This is a genomic window from Aeromicrobium sp. Leaf350 (genome assembly GCF_916858655.1).
Classification (GTDB): domain Bacteria; phylum Actinomycetota; class Actinomycetes; order Propionibacteriales; family Nocardioidaceae; genus Aeromicrobium.
In genome coordinates this window covers 973742-995641 of sequence record NZ_CAKASL010000001.1, presented here as the reverse complement: position 1 = coordinate 995641, position 21900 = coordinate 973742, and the positions used below count along the sequence as shown (strand labels likewise).

21 protein-coding genes and 2 tRNA genes are annotated in these 21900 nt (G+C 71.5%); 18 read left to right on the top strand and 5 right to left on the bottom strand.

What is annotated here, in order from left to right; translation table 11 throughout:
- The first annotated feature begins 5 nt into the window (after window positions 1–5).
- The 9 genes from topA to LO931_RS05035 all read left to right on the top strand — a co-directional run bounded on the left by topA (window position 6) and on the right by LO931_RS05035 (window position 10908).
- Entirely contained in the window at window positions 6–2735 is a 2730-nt protein-coding gene (gene topA, locus LO931_RS05075; RefSeq protein ID WP_229052196.1) for a type I DNA topoisomerase, read from the top strand.
- Window positions 2736–2938: 203 nt separating this feature from the next.
- Window positions 2939–3781, top strand: a complete 843-nt coding sequence (locus tag LO931_RS05070) for an alpha/beta fold hydrolase (RefSeq protein ID WP_229052195.1) — start codon at window positions 2939–2941, stop codon at window positions 3779–3781.
- A 131-nt stretch (window positions 3782–3912) separates the two neighbouring features.
- Window positions 3913–4938: an adenosine deaminase gene (locus LO931_RS05065; RefSeq protein WP_229052194.1), complete on the top strand. Its 1026-nt coding sequence runs from the start codon at window positions 3913–3915 to the stop codon at window positions 4936–4938.
- A gap of 55 nt (window positions 4939–4993) precedes the next feature.
- Window positions 4994–5803, top strand: coding sequence for a hypothetical protein (locus LO931_RS05060; RefSeq protein ID WP_229052193.1), 810 nt, complete (start codon window positions 4994–4996; stop codon window positions 5801–5803).
- Entirely contained in the window at window positions 5800–6678 is an 879-nt protein-coding gene (locus LO931_RS05055; protein ID WP_229052192.1) for a hypothetical protein, read from the top strand. The genes LO931_RS05060 and LO931_RS05055 overlap by 4 nt, the downstream gene beginning before the upstream one ends.
- A gap of 37 nt (window positions 6679–6715) precedes the next feature.
- The gene (locus LO931_RS05050) at window positions 6716–7540 is read left to right on the top strand and encodes a hypothetical protein (RefSeq protein WP_229052191.1); all 825 of its coding nucleotides are present in this window, start codon (window positions 6716–6718) and stop codon (window positions 7538–7540) included.
- A 28-nt stretch (window positions 7541–7568) separates the two neighbouring features.
- Window positions 7569–8207 (top strand): dTMP kinase, encoded by a 639-nt coding sequence (tmk, locus tag LO931_RS05045; protein ID WP_229052190.1) that lies wholly within the window; start codon window positions 7569–7571, stop codon window positions 8205–8207.
- The gene (locus LO931_RS05040; RefSeq protein ID WP_229052189.1) at window positions 8204–9385 is read left to right on the top strand and encodes a DNA polymerase III subunit delta'; all 1182 of its coding nucleotides are present in this window, start codon (window positions 8204–8206) and stop codon (window positions 9383–9385) included. Before tmk ends, LO931_RS05040 begins: the two co-directional genes overlap by 4 nt.
- The gene (locus LO931_RS05035; RefSeq protein ID WP_229052188.1) at window positions 9382–10908 is read left to right on the top strand and encodes an alpha/beta hydrolase; all 1527 of its coding nucleotides are present in this window, start codon (window positions 9382–9384) and stop codon (window positions 10906–10908) included. The genes LO931_RS05040 and LO931_RS05035 overlap by 4 nt, the downstream gene beginning before the upstream one ends.
- Window positions 10909–10915: 7 nt before the next feature.
- Here LO931_RS05035 and LO931_RS05030 read toward each other — a convergent pair whose 3' ends face one another.
- Window positions 10916–11191, bottom strand: a complete 276-nt coding sequence (locus LO931_RS05030) for a chorismate mutase (RefSeq protein ID WP_370636093.1) — start codon at window positions 11189–11191, stop codon at window positions 10916–10918.
- 112 nt (window positions 11192–11303) lie between these two features.
- On the opposite strand from LO931_RS05030, the gene LO931_RS05025 reads away from it, so the two are divergent.
- A tRNA-Thr gene (locus LO931_RS05025) sits at window positions 11304–11379 on the top strand.
- Window positions 11380–11418: 39 nt separating this feature from the next.
- Window positions 11419–11495: transfer RNA gene (locus tag LO931_RS05020), tRNA-Thr, on the top strand.
- Between the two features lie 275 nt (window positions 11496–11770).
- Here the strand turns inward: LO931_RS05020 and LO931_RS05015 are convergent.
- Window positions 11771–12931 (bottom strand): pyridoxal phosphate-dependent aminotransferase, encoded by a 1161-nt coding sequence (locus LO931_RS05015; protein ID WP_229052186.1) that lies wholly within the window; start codon window positions 12929–12931, stop codon window positions 11771–11773.
- 229 nt (window positions 12932–13160) lie between these two features.
- Here LO931_RS05015 and LO931_RS05010 point away from each other — a divergent pair, with 229 nt between their 5' ends.
- Genes LO931_RS05010 through LO931_RS04995 form a run of 4 tightly spaced genes read left to right on the top strand, consistent with a single transcriptional unit; the run spans window position 13161 to window position 15632 of the window.
- A complete protein-coding gene (locus LO931_RS05010; RefSeq protein WP_229052185.1) occupies window positions 13161–13883 on the top strand; it encodes a sortase domain-bontaining protein in 723 nt (240 codons plus the stop codon).
- Window positions 13884–13903: 20 nt separating this feature from the next.
- The gene (gene pyrE, locus LO931_RS05005) at window positions 13904–14545 is read left to right on the top strand and encodes an orotate phosphoribosyltransferase (RefSeq protein ID WP_304523503.1); all 642 of its coding nucleotides are present in this window, start codon (window positions 13904–13906) and stop codon (window positions 14543–14545) included.
- On the top strand, window positions 14542–15168 hold the full coding sequence (locus LO931_RS05000; RefSeq protein WP_229052183.1) for an RNA methyltransferase: 627 nt from the start codon (window positions 14542–14544) through the stop codon (window positions 15166–15168). Before pyrE ends, LO931_RS05000 begins: the two co-directional genes overlap by 4 nt.
- Window positions 15165–15632 (top strand): GNAT family N-acetyltransferase, encoded by a 468-nt coding sequence (locus LO931_RS04995; protein ID WP_229052182.1) that lies wholly within the window; start codon window positions 15165–15167, stop codon window positions 15630–15632. Before LO931_RS05000 ends, LO931_RS04995 begins: the two co-directional genes overlap by 4 nt.
- Here the strand turns inward: LO931_RS04995 and LO931_RS04990 are convergent.
- Window positions 15621–16235, bottom strand: a complete 615-nt coding sequence (locus tag LO931_RS04990; protein ID WP_229052181.1) for a hypothetical protein — start codon at window positions 16233–16235, stop codon at window positions 15621–15623. The genes LO931_RS04995 and LO931_RS04990 overlap by 12 nt on opposite strands.
- Window positions 16236–16316: 81 nt before the next feature.
- On the opposite strand from LO931_RS04990, the gene LO931_RS04985 reads away from it, so the two are divergent.
- Window positions 16317–17693 carry an FAD-dependent oxidoreductase gene (locus LO931_RS04985; protein WP_229052180.1) on the top strand — a complete coding sequence of 459 codons (1377 nt, stop codon included), beginning with the start codon at window positions 16317–16319 and terminating at the stop codon, window positions 17691–17693.
- Window positions 17694–17781: 88 nt separating this feature from the next.
- The gene (gene fbaA / locus LO931_RS04980; protein WP_229052179.1) at window positions 17782–18801 is read left to right on the top strand and encodes a class II fructose-bisphosphate aldolase; all 1020 of its coding nucleotides are present in this window, start codon (window positions 17782–17784) and stop codon (window positions 18799–18801) included.
- 102 nt (window positions 18802–18903) lie between these two features.
- Here fbaA and LO931_RS04975 read toward each other — a convergent pair whose 3' ends face one another.
- Complete coding sequence (locus tag LO931_RS04975) at window positions 18904–19848, bottom strand: hypothetical protein (protein ID WP_229052178.1); 945 nt, start codon at window positions 19846–19848, stop codon at window positions 18904–18906.
- A 154-nt stretch (window positions 19849–20002) separates the two neighbouring features.
- The gene (locus tag LO931_RS04970) at window positions 20003–20611 is read right to left on the bottom strand and encodes a TetR/AcrR family transcriptional regulator (protein WP_229052177.1); all 609 of its coding nucleotides are present in this window, start codon (window positions 20609–20611) and stop codon (window positions 20003–20005) included.
- Between the two features lie 103 nt (window positions 20612–20714).
- Here LO931_RS04970 and LO931_RS04965 point away from each other — a divergent pair, with 103 nt between their 5' ends.
- The gene (locus LO931_RS04965; protein WP_229052176.1) at window positions 20715–21899 is read left to right on the top strand and encodes a lipid-transfer protein; all 1185 of its coding nucleotides are present in this window, start codon (window positions 20715–20717) and stop codon (window positions 21897–21899) included.
- Window position 21900 lies beyond the last annotated feature (1 nt).

Here is a 21900-nt window from a genome sequence, read left to right as displayed (position 1 = left end):
CTTCCTTGACCAGCCTCGTCATCGTCGAGTCACCGAACAAGGTCCGCAGCATCGCGGGCTACCTCGGCGACGGCTACGTCGTGGACGCCTCGGTCGGTCACATCCGTGACCTCCCGCAGGGTGCCGACGAGGTGCCCGCCAAGTACAAGGGTCAGCCCTGGGCGCGCCTGGGCGTCGACATCGACAACGGGTTCGAGCCCGTCTACGTCGTGTCCGCCGGCAAGAAGTCGCAGATCACCAAGCTCAAGAAGCTCCTCAAGGACGCCGACGAGCTCGTGCTCGCGACGGATGAGGACCGCGAGGGCGAGGCCATCGCGTGGCACCTGCTCGACGAGCTGAAGCCGAACGTGCCGGTCAAGCGCATCGTCTTCAACGAGATCACCAAGGAGGCGATCCAGCGCGCGATCGCCAACCCGCGCGACGTCGACATGGACCTCGTCGACGCGCAGGAGACCCGCCGCATCCTCGACCGCCTCTACGGCTACGAGGTCAGCCCCGTGCTGTGGAAGAAGGTCATGAGCGGGTTGTCCGCCGGCCGCGTGCAGTCGGTGGCGACGCGCCTCGTGGTCGAGCGCGAGCGGGAGCGCATGGCGTTCCGCTCCGCCTCCTACTGGGACCTCGACGCGACGTTCGACGCGAACGAGGAGCACGACCCCCGCTACTTCCCGGCTCGGCTGATGACGGTCGAGGGCAAGCGCATCGCGACCGGCTCGGCGTTCGGTGCCGACGGACAGCTCAAGAACCCCGACGTCGTGCAGCTCGACGAGGCGGCCGTCACGGCGCTCGCCGAGGGGCTGCGCGGTCGCCCGCTGCGCGTCGCGTCGGTCGAGGCCAAGCCCTACACGCGCAAGCCGTACGCCCCGTTCCGCACCACGACGATGCAGCAGGAGGCGTCCCGCAAGTTCGGCTGGGGCGCGGCCCGCACGATGCAGGTCGCACAGCGGCTCTACGAGGGCGGCTACATCACCTACATGCGTACCGACTCGGCGACGCTGAGCCAGACCGCCCTCACGGCGGCCCGGGCCCAGGTCAAGGAGCTGTACGGCGCCTCGTACCTGCCCGACAAGCCGCGCGTCTACGCCGGCAAGTCCAAGAACGCCCAGGAGGCGCACGAGGCCATCCGCCCGTCCGGCGAGAAGTTCCGCACGCCGCAGCAGGCCGGCCTCGGTGGCGACGAGGGCAAGCTCTACGAGCTCATCTGGAAGCGCACGATCGCCTCGCAGATGAAGGACGCGCAGGGCGAGCAGCTCTCGATCAAGCTCGCCGGCGACGCGGCCGACGGCCGCGCCGTCGAGTTCACGGCGTCGGGCCGCACCATCACGTTCCACGGCTTCCTCAAGGCCTACGTCGAGACCCACGAGGACCCGACGGCCCAGGGTGACGACCAGCAGACCAAGCTGCCGAACCTCACCGAGGGCGACACCGTGCTGGCGCACGAGCTGGTGCCGAGCGGCCATGAGACCAAGCCGCCGGCCCGCTACACCGAGGCCAGCCTGATCAAGGAGCTCGAGGAGCGCGAGATCGGCCGCCCGTCGACCTACGCCTCGATCATCAACACGATCCAGAACCGCGGCTACGTCTACAAGAAGGGCACCGCGCTGGTCCCGGCGTGGATCGCCTTCAGCGTCGTGCGCCTGCTCGAGCAGCACTTCAGCCGGCTCGTCGACTACTCGTTCACGGCCCAGCTCGAGGACGTGCTCGACGAGGTCGCGCACGGCCGCGAGGACCGCCTCCGCGTGCTGGAAGGCTTCTGGACCGGCGGCGGCGAGGGCGACACGGGCCTGAAGCGGCTCGTCGAGAACCTGCCCGACATCGACGCCCGTGGCCTGGCCACGTTCGAGCTCGGCGAGGGCGTGGCGGTGCGCGTGGGCCGCTACGGCCCGTACGTGGAGGGTCCTCCGATGGTGCCCGGCGACGGTGGCTCCGAGGTGCCGACCCGCGCCAACGTGCCCGAGGACCTGCCGCCCGACGAGCTGACCCTCGAGGCGGCCCGCGAGCTGCTCCAGAACCCGTCCGGTCAGGAGAAGCACCTCGGCACGCACCCCGAGACGGGCCTCGACATCGTGGCCCGCAACGGTCGCTACGGCCCGTACGTCGTGGAGTCGCTGCCGGACGGATCGCCCAAGACGGCCAAGCCCCGCACCTCGAGCCTGTTCAAGACGATGGAGCTCGACTCGCTCTCGCTCGACGACGCCGTCAAGCTGCTGACGCTGCCGCGCGTCGTGGGCACGGGTGAGGACGGCGAGGAGATCACGGCGCAGAACGGCCGCTACGGTCCCTACCTCAAGAAGGGCACCGACTCGCGCTCGATCGAGTCCGAGGACCAGCTGCTGACGCTGACCGAGGCCGAGGCCCGGGTCATCTACTCCCAGCCCAAGACCTACGGCCGTCGCGCCGCCGCCGCGCCGCTCAAGGAGCTCGGCGTCGACCCGGTCAGCGAGAAGCCGATCGTCGTGAAGGACGGCCGCTTCGGTCCGTACGTCACCGACGGCGAGCACAACGCCAGCCTGCGCAAGTCCGACGACGTCGACACGATCACCCCCGAGCGCGCCCACGAGCTCCTCGCGGAGCGCCGCGCCAAGGCCCCCGCCAAGAAGGGCGCGAAGAAGGCCGCCAAGAAGTCCCCGGCCAAGAAGACCACGGCGAAGAAGACGGCCGCCAAGAAGACCACGGCGAAGAAGACGGCGGCGAAGAAGACCGGCACGTCCACGAAGACCGCCAAGAAGGCCGACTGACCCCAGCCCGGGTCCGGTGGTGCCGGACAAGCGGCCTGCACCACCCAGCGTGGACCGGCCGCCCTTCACCGCCCGCTCCCCTCACGATGTGTGCGCTAACCGACCCTTCTGGGCCGGATCCAGGTCGGTAAGCGCACACATCTGGAGGCAGGCGGGGTGGCTGAGGGTGGTGGGGTCCGCTCGGCGCGGTCCATACTCTCGGTATGACCGACCGCATCACGAGCTACGTCAACGACGGCCTGACCTTCGACGTCGTCGACTCCGGGCCGCTCGAGGGTGACGTGGTGGTGCTGCTGCACGGCTTCCCCGAGCGCGCCTCGTCGTGGGAGCAGGTGGCCGCGCGGCTGCACGCCGAGGGCTACCGCACCCTCGCGCCGGACCAGCGCGGCTACTCGCCGGGAGCCCGCCCGAAGGGCCGCCGCGCGTACCGCGTCGACCTGCTCGTCGGTGACGTCGCCACGCTGGTCGAGCGAGCCGGCGGGCGCGCCCACGTGGTCGGCCACGACTGGGGCGCGATGGTCGCGTGGTCGCTCGCGATCGCCCGACCCGACCTCGTCCGCACGCTCACGGCGCTGTCCGTGCCGCACCCCGCCTCGTTCCTGCACGCGCTCACCCGCACCACGCAGGGCCTGAAGTCCTGGTACATGCTCGCGTTCCAGATCCCGTTCCTCCCCGAGCTCCTGGCCAGCCGGCAGGGCGGGCCGGTCGAGCGCTGGATGCGCGCCGGCGGCATGGACGACACCGCGATCGCCCGCTTCCGGCGCGACATCGTGCAGCACGGCGCACTGCCCGGCGGGATCGCCTGGTACCGCGCCATGCCCTTCGTGGACCGGAAGGGCGAGACCCGCGTGAGCGTCCCCACGACGATGCTGTGGAGCGACCGCGACCTCTACGTCGGCCGCGCGTCCGTCGAGGGCAGCGCCCGTTTCGTCGACGCCCCCTACGAGCTCGTCGTGCTGCCGGGCGTGAGCCACTGGATCCCCACCGAGGCCCCGGACGCGGCCGCCGACACGATCCTGGCCCGGGTCGCCGACGCGCCGACCTGACCCTCGACGCGCACGCCGTGCCTGACGTAGCGTGACCGGCACGGTCGGCGAGAGGCGCTGCGACGGGCTCGGCCCGCCACGCTCGCCGGCCCGCACGACGCAAGGGCGCCTCCGATCCCGAGGAGGCCACCATGGCACCCCAGACGTCCCCGCTGACCGACCTGATCGCCGCCCTGCCGAAGGCCGAGCTGCACGTGCACCACGTGGGGTCCGCGAGCCCCGAGACGGTCGCCCGGCTCGCCGCGCGCCACGCGGGCTCCAGCCCCGTCCCCGCCGACCCGGTGCTGCTCGCGGACTACTTCACGTTCACCGACTTCGCCCACTTCATCGAGGTCTATCTCTCGGTCGTCGACCTGATCCGCGACCCCGACGACGTCGCGACGCTGACGTACGACATCGGCGCCGACCTGGCCCGCCAGAACGTCCGGTACGCCGAGCTCACCGTCACCCCCTACACGTCGGTGATCCGCGGCATCGCGGCCGAGGCGTTCTGCGAGGCGATCGAGGACGCCCGCCACCGGGTCGCGCGCGACCACGGCACCGAGCTGCGCTGGATCTTCGACATCCCCGGCGAGTCCGGGCTGCCCGCCGCCGACGCGACGCTGGAGATCGCCCTGACGCAGCGCCCGGACGGGCTCGTGGGATTCGGCCTCGGCGGGCCCGAGGTCGGGGTGCCCCGCCCCCAGTTCGCGCCCCACTTCGCGGCCGCGAGGGCCGCCGGCCTGCACAGCGTGCCGCACGCCGGCGAGACCACGGGTCCGCAGACGGTCTGGGACGCCCTCGAGCACCTCGGTGCCGAGCGCATCGGCCACGGCATCGCCGCAGCCCAGGACGAGCGACTGATGGCCCACCTCGCCGATCGCCAGATCGCGCTCGAGGTGTGCCCGACCTCCAACGTCCGCACCGGCGCCGTCGCTGACCTGGCCGAGCACCCGCTCCCGCAGCTCGTGGCCGCCGGCGTTCCCGTGACGATCGCCTCCGACGACCCGCCCATGTTCTCCACGACGCTCCTGCAGGAGTACGAGGTCGCGGCCGACCTGCTGCAGCTGGACGCCACAGGTCTGGTCGAGCTCGTCCGTCAGTCCGTGCGCTTCTCATTCCAGGGCGACGCGGCGAAGGCCGCGCTGCTCGCGGAGATCGATGCGGTGCAGCGCTGAGCCGAGGGGACCGATCCCCATCGCCCGCCTCACAGCCGCCACCTAGGGTCAGGGCATGCGGAGGGTGATCGGGATGCTTGCGACGGCGCTGGTCGCGGCGACCCTCGCCGGGTGCGGCTCGGGCCGCGACGTCGAGGCGTTCGCGGAGCAGATGACGTCGTACCTGCAGGAGCGGGAAGCGATCACCGAGGTCGAGGTGTCCGGGCAGGACGAGGTGCTCGTCACGATCACTCTCGCCGCCGACCTGAGCGAGATCGACGTCGTCGAGGAGGTCTGGGCGGTCACGCACCACGAGCTCGACGCGCAGGTGCCCTACGGGCTGCAGGTGCGAGTGGCGGCCGCGGCCGGTGACGGCACGCCCGCCCTCGCGGCGTTCCACCTCGAGGTCACCGAGCCCGCCCCGGACGGTGACGCGCCCCGTGAGGAGATCCTGCTCGAGCTCGACCTGGCGCGGGCGCTCGTCGGCCTGGGGGCCGGGGAGACGACCATGACGGCGACGTCGGCCGGCACACAGTACGAGAGCGGCGGCGACCCGCTCTACCTGGCGCGGGAGATCTGCTACCTCTCCGACGACGTGACGTCCCGCGTCGACGACCTGACGGTCAGCGGTCCCACCCACCACAGCGGACACGGGAGCGTGACGATGAGAGACGGCTCCGAGTGCGACATCTCGCCCGGGGTGCCCGCCTTCATCAACGTGGCCGGCCAGGAAGCCGCGGTCGAGTCCTTCACCGTGGTGAACCCGCACTCCGAGCAGCCGGAGATCACCCTGACGCTTGCCGACCCGACGTCGGCGCAGCTGGCAGCACTCGAGACGTTCGCCGAACGAGGCACCGTCGCACTGACGATCGAGGGAGACTCATGAGCGTCACTGGACGCACCGCACGCCACCACGTCCGGACACTGGTGATCGGACTGGTGCTGCTCGCGGCGACCGCCTGCTCCGGCGGCGGCGACGAGGGTGACGCCGACGACACGTCGGGGCGCTTCGACCCCGCCGCGGAGCTCGAGACCTACCTGGAGGGCCGCGACGCGGTCGAGGAGGTGTCGGTCGAGCTGGAGCGCGACCCGAATCGACAGGTCGACGTCCTCGTGACGATCGGGATGACCGAGGGGCTCACCGCCGAGCAGGTCGCCGACGAGGTCTCGGAGATCACCGCGTTCCAGGTCTCCGGCGAGGTGACGTACGAGCTCCGGGTGCAGACCTCGGCGCTCACCGGCGACGGATCGCCCGCGACCACCGAGCTCTACCTCGTGGTCACCGCCAAGGACGGCCGCGTGCTCGACTACACCCCTGCGCAGGTGCTGCGCGAGCAGGAGGCGGCCGTCGCCCTCGTGGAGCACAGCCAAGGACCAGCGGTGGTCAGCACCGACCGCAACGGCCCGGCGGTGCAGACCGGGGGCGACCCGGTCGCGATGGCGGTCGGGGTCTGCGGAGACCCGCGCCTCGTCGGCGGCGCCTATGCGGACGTGACGATCGAGGGGCCGACCGACGCCGACGGCAGGTCCTCCTCGGTGGACGTCTCGCAGATCGTGGCCTGCCAGTGGGCCGGTGCGGTCAGCGAGGTCCTCGACGCGTCGCGCGCCCTCGCGCCCGTCGTGACGTACTCCGCCGACCTGAGGATCCCCGCCGGCGAGACGCAGCTGTACCTGACCTTCGCCGACGGGGCCGTCCCGGACGTCACGGCCCTGCAGCAGCTGGCCGCGGGACGTGGCGTCACCGTCACGGTGATGCAGTGATCCATGACGAGCGGGCGCCTCGCCTAGGGTCGTGGCCATGAGGAGGACGGTGGCGCTGGTCGTCGTGGCGCTCCTCGTCGCGGCCGTGGCCGGCTGCGGCGCGGTCAACAAGGGCACGGCGTTCGCGGGTGAGTTCCAGCGTCTGCTCGACGACCGCGAGAACGTCGTGGACTCGTCGATCTCGGCCTCGAACAACCTGCCCTGGTCGGGCACGGCCAGCGTCTCGGTGACGCTCGCGGACGACCTGAACGACTCCGAGATCGTCGAGGAGGTCTGGGAGATCACGGCCCAGGAGGTCGACAACCAGATCGCCTACAGCCTGCAGGTCGACGTCGAGGCCGAGAACGCCGACGGCGGTCCGGCCCGCACCCAGTTCGCCTTCCGGGTGCGCGCTCCCGCCCCCGACGACGACGGGCTCCGCGACGACATCGCCGACCGTCTCGACCGGGCACGGGCCCTCGCGGCCCTCGGCTCGGGCGAGACCTCGGTCGAGGCCTTCAGCGGCCGGACGACCCTCACGACCCAGGCCGACGCGCTGACGATCGCCGGCGAGGTCTGCTCCGACGAGCAGCTCGCCGACCTGGTCGAGACCTTCTCGGTCTCCGGGGTGCTCCCGACGGGGGAGGCCAGCGCCGTCACGTTCAACGACGCCGACGACTGCGACTGGCTCGTCGACGCGCGCGAGGTGCTCGACGCGCTGGGCACGGTCACCGTGGTCGCGGGCTACGACGCGACCCGGCAGGTCCACCAGGCCCAGCCGCGGCTGCGCGTCTCGGTGCCGGGCGCCCAGGCGCTCGACCTGACCGCTGCCGAGACCACGGCGAGCCGGCTCGGACTGACCCTCGAGGTCGTGTCGGTCTGACGTCGGTACGACGGACTAGGCTCCCCGCATGGCCTCTGACCCCGGCACCGGCTTCTTCCTCGTGCTCGAGGGCGGCGAGGGCGGCGGCAAGTCCACGCAGACCGCGCTCGTGGTCGAGTGGCTGCAGGCGAACGGGCACACGGTCCTGCGCACCCGCCAGCCCGGTGGCACGCCGGTGGGCGCGAGGCTGCGCGAGATCCTGCTCGACCCGGCGACGGGTGCCCTCGACCCCCGCACGGAGTCGCTCGTCTACGCCGCCGACAAGGCCGAGCACGTCGCGACCGTCATCCAGCCGGCGCTCGCGCGGGGCGAGGTCGTCGTGTGCGACCGCTACGTCGACTCCACGCTCGCCTACCAGGGCGCCGGACGCGCGATCGACGCCGACGAGCTGGCTCGGGTGGCCGGCTGGGCCACGAACGAGCTGCGCCCCCACCTGACCGTCGTGCTCGACGTCGACCCTGAGGTCGGCCTGGTACGGGCGGGGCGCGCCGGCGACGGCCACGACCGCATCGAGTCCGAGCCGCTGGAGTTCCACCGTCGCGTCCGCCAGCACTTCCTCGACCTCGCGGCCGCCCGGCCCGACGAGTACCTCGTCGTCGACGCCGACCGCGACCCGTCCGTCGTGCACACCGAGATCCGCACACGTCTCAGCGAGCTCCTGCCATGACCGTCTGGGACGAGCTGGTGGGCCAGGAGCCGGTGGTGGAGGTGCTGCGCGGCGTGGTCGCCGATCCGCGCGGGTCCACGCACGCCTGGCTGTTCACGGGCCCGCCCGGCTCGGGTCGCTCGACCGCGGCCCTGGCGTTCGCGGCGGCGATGCAGTGCGACACGGGTGGGTGCGGCGAGTGCGAGTCGTGCCGCATGGCGGCTGCCGGGTCGCACCCCGACGTGCAGGTCGTGCGCACCGACGGTCTCTCCATCGGTGTCGACCTGGCCCGTGACGCCGTGCGTCGCTCGGCCCTGCACCCCTCGGTCGGCCGCTGGCAGGTGCTCGTCGTCGAGGACGCCGACCGCCTGACCGACCAGGCGGCCAACGCGCTGCTCAAGTCGCTCGAGGAGCCGTCGCGCCAGACCATCTGGATGCTCTGCGCGCCGGCGGCCGAGGACGTCATCGTCACGATCCGCTCGCGCTGCCGCTCGGTCGTGCTGCGCACGCCTCCGCCGGCTGCCATCGCCGAGCTGCTCGTGCGTCGCGACGGCGTCGAGCCGCAGCTGGCGGCCGCGGTGGCCGCGGCCTCGCAGGGGCACATCGGTCGGGCCCGTGGCCTGGCTCGCGATCCCGACTCCCGCGAGCGCCGGCGCCAGATCCTCTCGATCCCGCAGCGGGTCGGCCACCTGGGCGACGCGCTCGTCGCGGCCACCCAGGTCGACACCGAGGCCACGGCCCGCGCGGCCGCGTTCTGCGACGTCGCCGACGTGCGCGAGCTCGAGGACCTCAAGGCCTCGTGGGGCGTGGAGGACCGGGGCAAGCGTCCGGCCGGCTACGCGGGTGCCCTGTCGAGCCTCACGAAGGAGCAGGAGCGCCGGCGCAAGCGGCTCGCCCGCGACGCCATCGACGGCGTGCTGCTCGACCTCCTGTCGTTCTGCCGCGACGTCGTCGCCCTGCAGCTCGGCGCGGCCTCCGCCCGGGCCGGGCTGGTCAACGCCGACGTCGCCGAGGCGATCTCCGACCAGGCCCGGCTGTGGACCGTCGAGACGACGCTGGGCGCGATCGATGCGATCGTGGAGTGCAGGTCGGCCCTCGAGGCCAACGCGGCGCCGCTACTGGCGCTGGAACGACTCATGTCGAGATTCGTGCCGAGCACGCGGGCACCGGGCAGTCAACCAACGGGGGACGGACGATGAAGAAGCTCTGGATCATCGGCGGGCTCGTGCTCGCCCTGATCGTGGCCGGCACGGTCACGGGCGTGCTGCTGCTCACCGGGGGAGACGACGACGAACGCGCCGACCCGGAGCCCACGAGCGAGAGCGACATCCCCGAGGGGCTCGAGGAGTTCTACACGCAGGAGCTCGACTGGGAGGACTGCGGCGACGACCGCTGCGCCGCCATCACGGTGCCGATCGACTACGCCGAGCCCGACGGCGAGACCACTGAGATCGAGATGCGCGTCATCGGCGACGAGGACGCCGAGCAGCACCTGTTCGTCAACCCGGGCGGCCCCGGCGGCTCGGCCATCGACTACGCCGTCTCGATGTCGTACGCGCTCGGCGACGACGTCCTCGACGAGTACGCGATCGTCGGCGTCGATCCCCGCGGCGTCGGCATCAGCTCGCCGCTGGAGTGCTACGACGACGAGCAGTTCGACGCGTACGTCGACACCGACCCGACCCCGGACGACCCCGCCGAGACCCAGGCCGCGGCCGACCAGCTGACCGGCATGGCCGAGGCGTGCGAGGAGAACTCCGGCGAGCTCGCCGCCCACGTCTCGACCGTCGAGGTCGCCCGCGACATGGACATCGCCCGCGCCCTGGTCGGTGACACGAAGTTCAACTGGTTCGGCGCCTCGTACGGCACGTACCTCGGAGCCACGTACGCCGGGCTCTTCCCCGAGAAGGTCGGACGCATGGTGCTCGACGGCGCCATCAACCCCGAGCTCGGCCCGGTCGAGTCCGCGCTCGGGCAGACCACCGGCTTCCAGCGCGCGCTCGAGGCCTACATCGCCGACTGCGTCAGCGAGGCGGACTGCCCGCTCGGCACCGACGCGGCGGCAGGCGAGCAGAAGCTCGCCGACCTCCTCGTGCAGATCGACGCGCAGCCCATGCCCACGGGCGACGACGAGCGGCCGCTGACCGAGGGCGAGGCGTTCTTCGGCATCGCGCTGCCGCTCTACAGCGAGTCGCTCTGGCCCGAGCTCACGCGGGCCCTCACCTCCGCGTTCGGGCAGGGCGACGGCTCGGACCTGCAGACGCTGTCCGACCTGTACTTCGAGCGCGGCCCGGACGGGTCGTACGCCTCGAACATCGGTCAGGTCATCACCGCGGTCAACTGCCTCGACGCGACCGAGCGGCCGACCTTCGAGGAGATCGAGGGCGAGCTCGCCCAGTTCACCGAGGTCTCGCCCGTGTTCGGCCGCGCCCTCGGCCTCGGCGCCGCGGGCTGCTCGGCCTGGCCGTTCGAGTCCGACGCCGAGCCGGTCGACTTCACCGCCAAGGGCGCCCCGCCCATCCTGGTGCTCGGCACGACGCGCGACCCCGCAACGCCGTACGAGCAGGCGGTCGAGCTGGCCGACCTCCTCGACTCGGGCGTGCTGATCTCCCGCGACGGCGACGGCCACACGGCCTACCAGTCGGGCAACGAGTGCATCACCGAGACGGTCGACGCCTACCTGGTCGACGGCACCGTCCCCGACGAGGACCCCGACTGCTGAGGGCGCCCTACTGGCGGGCGGCCTCGTGGTGGCGGATGACCTCGTCGATGATGAAGGTCAGGAACGTCTCGGCGAACGTCGGATCGAGGTCCGCCTCCAGCGCGAGCGCGCGCAGCCGCTCGATCTGGCGGGCCTCCCGCGCGGGGTCCGAGGGCGGCAGGTCGTGGGTCGCCTTGAGGCGTCCCACGCGCTGGGTGTGCTTGAACCGCTCCGCGAGCAGGTGCACGAGCGCCGCGTCGATGTTGTCGATGCTGGCACGGATCCGACCGAGCTCCTCGGTCACGCTGTCGTCGCTCACACGATGATTCTAGGAGAGGCCCGACCCGGATTCGCCTCGCCGCCTCCAGGTGGGTAACATCGGCTCTCGGTCCGACGGGCGATCCCTGGCGGACTCCGCCGCCTTAGCTCAGTCGGCAGAGCGTCTCACTCGTAATGAGAAGGTCGTCGGTTCGATTCCGACAGGCGGCTCCACACAGAAGCCCGGTTTCCTCTTGGGAGCCGGGCTTCTGCGTTGCCTGAGCCCGACCCGGCAGGGCGTCTCACTCGTCATGAGAAGGTCGTCGGTTCGATTCCGACAGGCGGCTCCACACAGAAGCCCGGTTTCCCCTTGGGAGCCGGGCTTCTGCGTTGCCTCCCCGCAACGCAGCAGGACCCCGGCCGAGGGCCGGGGTCCTGCTACGTGAGGTCGGTGAGGGTCAGCTCGTGCGGCTCTTGCGCTCGAAGATGAGCGGGTAGACCGCGACGGCGAGCAGGAAGCCCTCGAGCAGGATGAGAGTCGAGACGATGAGTCCGAGCCACTGGTCCACGATGTCCTCCGATGCTGTGGGGTTCTGCAGAGTTCAACGACCGGGGTCCGCGGCGGTTACGCGGGCACGAGTCGCTGCAGGCGCTGCAGGGCCTCGTCGATGACCTCGGGCCGCTTGCAGAACGCCCAGCGCACGAACGGTCGACCCGGTCCGGGGTCGAGGTGCAGCACCTGGTGAGGCACCGCCACGACTCCCGCCAGCTCGGGGAGGCGGCGGCAGAAGTCGAGCCCGTCGTCGAAGCCGAGCGGGCGGATGTCGGTCGTCGCGAAGTAGGTGGCCTGGGGCCGGATCACGTCGAACCCGACGCCCTCGAGCCCGTCGCAGAGGCGGTCGCGCTGGGCCTGCAGCTGGACCGCGAGGTCGGCCACGAAGTCGTCGGCGTGGTCGAGGGCCCAGGCCACCGCGCCCTGGAACGGGGTGCCGGAGGTGTAGCTGAGCCACTGCTTGGCGGCCATCACGGCATCGACGAGGTGCGCCGGACCCGTGGCCCACCCGACCTTCCAGCCCGTGACCGAGAACGACTTGCCGGCGCTCGAGATCGTCAGCGTGCGCTCCGCGAGACCGGGCACGGTCGCGAGCGGGCGGTGGACGACGCCGTCGAAGGTGAGGTGCTCGTACACCTCGTCGCTGATCACGGTGAGGTCGTGCTGCTCGGCGATGTCGGCGAGGGCCGTCAGCTCCTCGTCCGACAGGACGGCTCCGGTGGGGTTGTGCGGGCTGTTGACCATGATCGCCCGGGTGCGAGGGCCGACCACCTCCCGCAGCTCCTCGACCGGGAGCCGGAAGTCGGGGGCGCGCATCGTCACGGCCCGGGGCACTGCACCCGCCATCCGCACCATGGCGACGTAGGAGTCGTAGAACGGCTCGATCACGACGACCTCGTCGCCGGCGTCCACGAGCCCCAGCACGGCCGCGGCGATCGCCTCCGTGGCGCCCGTCGTGACCACCACCTGCGTGTCGGGGTCGAGCTCGATGCCATGGTGGCGGGCCTGGTGCCGCACGATCGCCGCGCGGAGCTCGGGGGTGCCGAGGCCGGGGGCGTACTGGTTGTCGCCCGCGGCGATCGCTGCCCGAGCGCGGTCGAGCAGCTCGGCCGGTCCGCTCGTGTCGGGGAAGCCTTGCCCGAGGTTGACGGAGCCGGTGCGCGCCGCGAGGGCGCTCATCTCGGCGAAGATCGTCGTGCCGAAGCCCTCGATGCGCGTGCTGGGACGAACCATGCCCGCGAGCATAGGCGGCAGGCGAGGGGAGCGCCCGAGGCCGGATCCGGGGGAGAAAAGCACCCGGACATGTAAAGACCCCGCCGTTCTCGGGGGGTGAAACGGCGGGGCTGATCACAGTGTACGCACAACGGACATCTGCTCGTCAACCACTTCGGGCCGTCGGAGTGTCACCGAGGAAACTTTTTGCTCCCCCGGACCTGGATCCGTGTGCGAGAATCGCAGCACCATGGCCGTCATCGAGGCTCCTGAGCAGCCGTCCTCGCCCCCGCCGCGCCGTCGCAAGCCGCGGCGCCGCAGCCGTCTGCTGACGATCCTGGGCCTCGCCCTCGTGCTGACGGGCGTGGGCTTCATCGCGTACGTCGGTTGGGAGCTGTACGGCACCAACATCATCGCCGCGCAGAAGCAGGAAGAGGTCAAGGACCAGATCGCCGAGGACTGGGCGAACAACATCGACTCCAACGCCATCGGCCTGCTCCGCGTCGAGCGCTGGGGCAGCGACTACGAGATGCCCATCATCCCGGGCAGCGACCTGCTCGACTCCAAGGGCCGCGCGGCCCTCGCGAGCGGCGTCGGCTGGTACGAGAAGGGCGTCGGACCGGGTGAGGTCGGCAACTTCGTGATCGCGGGTCACCGCAGCGGCCGCGGTGCCGTCTTCAAGCGGATCATGGACCTGCGCGCGGGCGACAAGATCGAGATCGAGACCCGCACGCACCTGTACACCTACGAGCTCCGCATGAACGGCGACGAGATCAAGGTCGACTACTCGACCAGCTGGCCGCTGTACCCGGTGCCCGACCCGGACGCACGCGGTGCCGTGCCCACCGATCCGGTCCTGACGATGATCACGTGTGCGGAGATGTTCCACACCGACAACCGACGGGTCGTCATCGGCGACCTGGTCGACGTCGTGGAGAAGCCCGCGGCCCAGGCCGCTCCCGCCGCGCAGTGACGGAATCCGCGACGCCTCCCATCGAGGACTACCAGCGAGCGTTCGTCGAGTTCGCGCTCGACCTCGGCGTGCTCTCGTTCGGCGAGTTCACCCTGAAGTCGGGACGCACCTCGCCGTACTTCTTCAACGCGGGCGGCTTCCGCACGGGCGCCGCGCTGGCCGGGCTCGGCCGGTTCTACGCCGACGCGATCGTCGCGGCCGACCGCGAGTTCGACGTCCTCCTGGGCCCGGCCTACAAGGGCATCCCCATCGCGGCCGCCACGGCGGTGCAGCTGTCGGAGCGCCACGGGCGCGATGTCCCGTGGTGCTTCAACCGCAAGGAGGCCAAGGACCACGGCGAGGGCGGCACCATCGTGGGCGCCCCGCTGGAGGGTCGCGTCCTGGTCGTCGACGACGTCATCACCGCCGGCACCGCGATCCGCGAGGTCGCCGACATCGTCGCCGCCGCCGGCGCCGAGCTGGTCGGCGTGACGGTCGCGGTCGACCGTCAGGAGCGCGGGAAGGGCGAGCTCTCGGCGATCGGCGAGGTCGAGCGCGACCTCGGCATCGGGGTCGACGCGATCGTGAACCTCGACCAGCTCATCGCGTACCTGGCCGAGACGGGCAGCCACGCCGAGCACCTCGACGCGGTCCGCACGTATCGCAGCACCTACGGGGCATGAGCGACGAGCCGGACCGGCTCGAGGTGGGCGTCGGCCCGTGGGAGGGCGCCTGGCCCGACGACCCCCGCCTCGACCCCGAGCTGCTGGCCGGCGGTGACCGTCGCAACGTCGTCGATCGGTTCCGCTACTGGCGGCACGAGGCGATCGTCGCCGACCTCGACACGAACCGGCAGCCGCTGCACGTCGTGATCGAGAACCTGCAGCACGACTTCAACATCGGGTCGATCGTGCGCACGGCCAACGCGTTCAACGTCGCGGAGGTGCACGTGGTCGGCCGGCGTCGCTGGAACCGTCGCGGGGCGATGGTGACCGACCGCTACCTCCACGTGCGGCACCACCCGGACGTCGCGGACCTCGCCGCGTGGGCCGAGGCCGAGGGCGTGCCGCTGGTCGGGATCGAGAACGGTCCCGGGTCGGTGCCGATCGAACGCGCGTCGCTGCCCAGGTCGGTGGCGCTGGTGCTGGGCCAGGAGGGTCCGGGCCTCTCGCCGGAGCTCCTCGCGGCCTGCGGCTCGACCCTCTCGATCAGCCAGTTCGGCTCGACCCGCTCGATCAACGTGGGTGCGGCGGCCGCGATCGCGATGCACGCCTGGGTCCGCGAGCACGCGGAGGTGACGCCGTGACCGACGTCCAGGTCGACGTGGTGGAGCCGGACCACGCGGACGCGAGGGCGGCGGTCTCGGCCTACCTGCGTGAGCTCGACGAGCGGTTCTCGACCGGCTTCGACCCCGAGCAGGCGGCCCAGGACGAGGTCGAGTTCACGGGGGAGCGGGGCCTGTTCCTCGTGGCCCGGTCAGGGGGAGCCGTCGTCGGGTGCGGCGCGCTGCGGTGGCTGGGGCCAGGGATCGCGGAGATCAAGCGCATGTGGGTCGACCCCGAGCGACGCGGACTTGGCATCGCCGGGCGTCTGCTGTCACGCCTGGAGTCCGAGGCCCAGGCGCACGGCCGACCCGTGGTGCGGCTCGACACCAACGCCGAGCTGGAGGCCGCGATCGCGATGTACCGGCGCGCGGGCTATCTCGAGGTGCCACGCTACAACGACAATCCCTACGCCCAGCACTGGTTCGAGAAGCGCCTAGACGCGTGACCCGCGCCTGACGGCGAGGGCCAGCAGCAGGCCGGCCGCGAGCGCGAGGACGCCGTGGGCGATGCGCACGGGTGCCGGGCCGAAGAACTGCGGCAGAAACGCGACGAGCCAGATGCCGAGCAGGATCGCGCCGGCCGGCAGCGCCGACCGGCGTGCTCCGAGGAGCAGCAGCACGCCCGCGACAGCCAGGAGCAGCAGGCCCACCGAGAAGAGGGTGACCGGCACCGGGGCGTACCGGAAGCCGTCGCCGAGGTCGACGAGCGAGGCGTCCTCCGTCTCGCGCGCGAGCTCGCCGATCATCGGCAGGCCGTACGCCTCGGCCCCGTAGTAGGGCAGGACGAGCGCTGTGCCGGCGGCGAGCAGCACGGGCACCGCAGTGCGAAGGCGTCCGGCCACGGCGTCGAGGGAGGCCGCGGCGACGAGCGCGACGAGCCCCAGGATCGCGGCGGTGTGCGAGACGACCCAGGCCGGGGAGTCCCACGCGACCACGCCCGCGAGCGTCGTCTCGTCCTCCCACGGCCGTAGGGCGGGATAGGCGAGCAGCAGGACGGCGGCGATGACCCAGGCGGCGGTGGCGGCCAGGTCGCGGGACGAGGAGGTCACGTCGCGACGCTAGGGATCGCGGATGAACGGCTGGTGGCGCTCGCCGGGTGGCTGTCAGGACCTGCCCCTAGGCTCGGCGGCATGGCTCGAGTCCTCGTGATCGGTGGTGACGCGGCCGGCATGAGCGCCGCCGCGTCGCTGCGTCGTCGTCTGCCCGAGGCCTACGAGGTCGTCGTGCTCGAACGCGGCGAGTGGACCTCCTACTCCGCCTGCGGCATCCCGTACTGGATCGCGGGCGAGGTCGAGGGGCCGGACGACCTGGTCGCCCGCACGCCGGAGGAGCACCGCAAGAACGGCGTCGACCTCCGCACGGGCACCGAGGCGGTCTCGATCGACCTGGAGGCGCGCGAGGTCGAGGCGAAGGACCTGGCCTCCGGCGAGGTCGAGCGCATCGCGTTCGACGCGCTCGTGATCGCCACGGGTGCCGAGCCGCTGCGGCCCGACCTGCCCGGCATCGACGGCGAAGGCATCCTCGGCGTGCAGTCCATCGACGACGGCCAGCGGGTGCTCGACGCGCTCGAGCACGATCCGCAGCAGGTCGTGGTGGTCGGCAGCGGCTACGTCGGGCTCGAGATGGCGGAGGCCTTCGTCGTCCGCGGCATCAGCACCACGGTCGTCGAGAAGGCGCCGGTGCCGTTGTCCATCATCGAGCCGAGCCTGGGTGAGAAGGTCGCCGAGGCGATGCGCGGCCGGGGCATCGAGCTGCGCACCGGAGCCGGCGTCGAGGGGTTCGAGCTCGACGACGACGGGCACGTGCGCGGAGTCGTCGTCGACGGCGAGGCCATGCCGGCCGACCTGGTGGTGCTGGGCCTCGGCGTGCGCGCCAGGTCCGACCTCGCAGCGGACGCCGGGCTCCCGACGGGGGTCAAGGGTGGCATCGTCACCGACGCCCGCCAGCGGGTCGCCGGTGTCGACCGCATCTGGGCCGCGGGCGACTGCGTCGAGACGCGCGACCGCACGACCGACCTGCCGGTCCACCTGCCGCTCGGCACGCACGCGAACAAGCAGGGCATGGTCGTCGCCGACGACGTCGTCGCGACGTTGCTCGAGGTGCCGAACCGCCTGACGTTCCCCGGCGTCGTGCAGACCGCCATCACCAAGTTCTGCGCGCTCGAGATCTCTCGCACGGGCCTCGGCGAGAAGCAGGCCACCGACGCCGCCTTCGACCCGGTCGTGGTGACCATCCAGACCAGCGACCGGGCCGGCTACATGCCCGAGTCCGGCGAGATGACCGTGCTGCTGGTGGCCGACCGGGGCTCGCGACGCATGCTCGGTCTGCAGGTCGTGGGCACCGAGAACGCCGGGCTGCGGGTCGACGCCGCGGCCACCGCGATCACGGCCGGCATGACGGTCGACGACGTCGTGATGCTCGACCTCGCCTACGCGCCGCCGTTCGCCTCCGTGTGGAGCCCGATCCAGGTCGCGGCCCGTGCGGCGGTCAAGGCCCTCGACGCCTGAGGGCCACGGGCTGGAATACTGGCCCGCGTCGGCCCCGGCCGACCCCATGAACCGCAGTGACCCCTTACTTCGTGACACAGGAGCCTCCATGCCCGTCGCCACTCCCGAGATCTACGCCGAGATGCTCGACAAGGCCAAGCGCGAGTCCTTCGCCTACCCGGCCATCAACGTCTCCAGCTCGCAGACCCTGAACGCGGCCCTGGCCGGGTTCGCCGAGGCCGAGAGCGACGGCATCATCCAGATCTCGACCGGTGGCGCCGAGTACCTGTCGGGCCCGACCGTCAAGGACATGGTCTCCGGCTCGCTGGCCTTCGCCGCCTTCGCGCAGGAGGTCGCCAAGAAGTACCCGGTCAACGTCGCGCTGCACACCGACCACTGCCCGAAGGACAAGCTCGACGGCTTCGTGCGTCCGCTCATCGCCGCCTCCGAGGAGCGCGTGAAGAACGGCGGCCTGCCGTACTTCCAGTCGCACATGTGGGACGGCTCGGCCGTGCCTCTCGAGGAGAACCTCGAGATCGCGCAGGACCTCCTGGCCCGCGCCGCCGCGGCGAAGATCATCCTCGAGGTCGAGATCGGCATCGTCGGTGGCGAGGAGGACGGCGTCGAGGGCGGCATGGGCGAGCACCTCTACACGACCCCCGAGGACGCGCTGGCCACGGCCGCCGCGCTGGGTGTCGGCGAGAAGGGCCGCTACCTGACCGCGCTGACGTTCGGCAACGTCCACGGCGTGTACAAGCCGGGCAACGTGACGCTGCGCCCGGAGATCCTCAAGGCCGCCCAGGAGGCCGTCGCCGCCCAGTACGGCAAGGACGCTCCGTTCGACCTCGTGTTCCACGGCGGGTCCGGCTCGCTGCCCGAGGAGATCTCGGCGGCGGTCGACTACGGCGTCGTGAAGATGAACGTCGACACCGACACGCAGTACGCCTTCACCCGCCCGGTCGCCGGTCACATGCTGGCGAACTACGACGGCGTCCTCAAGGTCGACGGCGAGGTCGGCAACAAGAAGCAGTACGACCCCCGCGCGTGGGGCAAGGCCGCCGAGGCCGGCATGGCCGCCCGCATCGTCCAGGCCTGCACCGAGCTCCGCAGCACCGGCACGAAGCTCTGACCCCCTCGCGGTTTCCCACGAGACCGCTCGAATCCCGCGTCAAGCACACGAAACTTCGTGTGTGCGACGCGGGATTTGTGGGTTGACCCAGGAAATGAGTGCTCAGGCGGCGAGATGTCCGTACTGGCGTCGCGACTGGTCCATGGCGGCTCGTAGCTCTGCCGCGAGCGCGCGTCGCCGTGCGCCGGCGAGCTGGCTCCAGACCATCCGCGTCATCCCCCAACCAAGACGGCGGATGTCGTCCTCCCGCACCTTCTCCTCGGCCAGGTCGCGACCGTTGGCGTACTTCATCATCCCGTCGAACTCGGCGAGGTGTCGCAGCTCGGGCCACCCGAAATCGGCGATGCCCACGAGCCGCCCGTCCCGGTCGTAGATCCGGACCTGCAGCTCCGGCCTGGGCAGGCGGAACTCCCGCATGAGGTATCGCGACCGCGACTCACCCACCGAGGCCGCGCCCGCATCGCCGAGGGTGAAGGTCAGCTTCGCGTGACGGGCACGACGCCAGTCGGCGTGAGCGCGTGCTTCACGCAGGAGGCTGTCGTGGTCGGCCAGCCCGAGGTGCAGCATCGAGTCGACCAGCACGAGACCCGACTCCGTCGTCTCGCGGATCGCGACGTCCCATGCCGCGCGCGGCGCGGTCGTGGTCAGAAGTCCGTCGACGTCGAGCAGGTCCTGATCCTCGATGACGGCGACGTGATGCGCGACGCCCGCCTGGTGCCGCCCGCGGCCGCTGTCGAGCCGAGTGACGTGGACGGTCTCGAGGTCGGTGCCCCAGACGGAGGCGCCGAGGAGCACGGCGGCGGAGTGGTGCGAGAAGGCGACACGACCGTCGAACCGCGTGGCGACCGCATGGCAGCGGATGACGTGCTGCTCCTCGGGCCGAAGACTCGCGAACTCCGGACCGACGTAGAGCCCCGCGCCGATGCGCAGCATGGACTTGTCGCGCACGGCAGCTGTCAGGACCCGGTCGTCGAGGCCGTGCTCGAGCACCTCGGGGCGGGTCAGGAATCCGCGGTCGGCGAGCAGCCTGTCGAGGTCTGGATGCATGCCCCGACGATGGTCGACCGTCGTCCACTCGTCGAACGGCTACCCACAGCCCACGCGGAAAGGTGAGTCCACCCAGGTTTCCCGCATCCCGCGCACGAAGTTTCGTGCGCCCGACGCGGGATTCGAGCGGTCTCGTGGGAAACCGGCACGGGGGTCAGGGGAGGTACGTGCGGGCGAGGCGCTTCCAGACGTCGAGGTTCGGGTCGCTGCGGTGGTCGCGGGGCTCGAAGGTGTAGGTCAGGGCCACGCCGCGCATGCTCGTGAGGAGCAGCGACGTGAGGTCGCCGAAGCGCTCGTGCGCCGCCAGGTCGGGCCCGAACATGTCGGCGATGGCCGTGCGGATGATGCGGCCGAGGTCGTGCTCGGGCGGCGCCAGGGCTGCCGCCAGACCGGGGTTGTTCTTCGCGGCGACCCACAGCTCGAGCGTCGCGGCGAACAGCGGCCCGTGGAGCGTGTCCCACAGTGCCTCGATCGAGGCGTCGACGTCGCCGACGGTGCGTTCGGGCTGCCCGTCGAGGTCGGCGGTACGGGCTGTCGCCAGGTGCTGCACGGCCGCGATCAGCAGGTCGTCGCGCGAGGGGAACTGGTGCAGGATGCTGCCCCGCGAGACCCCTGATCGACTCTGCACCCGCGAGGTCGTGGCCGCCGCGTAGCCCTCCTCGGCGAGGCACGCGACCGCTGCCTCGAGGATGCGGGTCCGCGTGTCCCACGCGCGCTGCTGCACCGGCATGGGGGCGGCGGAGCTCGGGGGAGTGTTGGGCACGTCTGCAGGATATCCCACAACTGAGCATTCATGACTAGTACGGCTTGACTATTTATCGAGCAGCCTGACAGAGTGTGGCCCACACCACATCGAGGAGTCGTTCATGAGCTCGTCCGTCATCGTCGCCGGCGTCGGCATGGTCCCGTTCACGAAGCCGAGCGCGGGCTCGCGCTACGAGCAGATGGGCGCGACCGCGGCCCGCGCGGCGCTCGACGACGCCGGGGTCGACTACGCCACGGTGCAGCAGGCCTACGTCGGCTGGGTCTACGGCGACTCCACGTCGGGCCAGGCCGCGCTCTACGACGTGGGCCTGACCGGCATCCCGATCGTCAACGTCAACAACAACTGCTCGACCGGCTCCTCGGCGTTGTTCCTCGCCCGCCAGGCGGTCGAGTCCGGAGCGGTCGAGTGCGCGCTCGCGCTCGGCTTCGAGCAGATGGCCAACGGCGCCCTGTCGATGGGCTTCGCCGACCGCACGTCGCCGTTCGTCCGCTTCGACGACGCGATGGAGCCCCTGATCGACCGCACGGAGGCACCGTTCGCGGCCCAGATGTTCGGAGGAGCCGGCAAGGCCCACATGGACCTGTACGGCACGAGCGCCGAGACGTTTGCCCGCATCTCGGTCAAGGCCCGTCAGCACGCCGCGAACAACCCGTACGCGGTCTTCCGCGACGAGGTCACGGTCGAGCAGGTGTTGGCCTCGCCGGCGATCTCGGACCCGTTGACCCGGCTCATGTGCTGCCCGCCCACCTGCGGCGCCGCCGCCGCGGTCGTGTGCACGCCGGAGTTCGCAGCGAAGCACGGGCTCGACGCCTCCGTCGTGATCCGGGCCCAGGCCATGACCACCGACGGCCCGAGCACGTTCGACTCGAACGACATGCGTCGCATCGTCGGCTACGACATGTCGGCCGCCGCGGCCGCGAAGGTCTACGAGGCCGCCGGGGTCGGACCGGAGGACCTCGCCGTCGTCGAGCTGCACGACTGCTTCAGCACCAACGAGCTGCTGTCGTACGAGGCGCTCGGCCTCACCCCTGAGGGCACGGGCGAGAAGTTCGTCATGGACGGCGACAACACCTACGGCGGCCGTGTGGTCACCAACCCGTCCGGCGGCCTGCTCTCGAAGGGGCACCCGCTCGGCGCTACCGGGCTGGCGCAGGCCACCGAGCTCGTCTGGCAGCTGCGCGGAACGGCGGGTCCGCGCCAGGTGGAGGGCGCACGGCTCGCCCTGGCCCACAACATCGGCCTCGGCGGCGCGGCCGTCGTGACCCTGTTCGAGAAGGCGGCCTGAC